Origin of the sequence: Bacillus sp. SIMBA_008 (assembly GCF_046535495.1) — a bacterium.
GTDB lineage: Bacteria > Bacillota > Bacilli > Bacillales > Bacillaceae > Bacillus > Bacillus subtilis.
On the sequence record NZ_JAWRWL010001409.1, the window covers coordinates 1 to 230 of the forward strand.

The 230-nt window shown below is 66.1% G+C and carries 1 pseudogene; it reads left to right on the forward strand.

The window, feature by feature from the left end:
- A pseudogene (locus tag SB658_RS28120) lies at positions 1–230 on the forward strand (hypothetical protein); the annotation flags it as partial.

Sequence of the window (230 nt, forward strand, 5' to 3'; positions counted from 1 at the left end):
CGTCGTGGTCGTGGCGTGGTGGATAGCAACGGAGAGCGGCGCCGTCGCGCCGTACATCCTGCCCTCGCCCGCCGACACCTGGGCGGCGTTCACGGAGAATTCCACCTACCTCCTGCAGCACACCTGGGTCACCACCTACGAGACCGTCATCGGCTTCGTGATCGCGGTCGCGCTCGGCCTGTTCGTGGCCGTCGTCATGGTCTACTCGAGCGGGCTCGAGAAAACCCTCT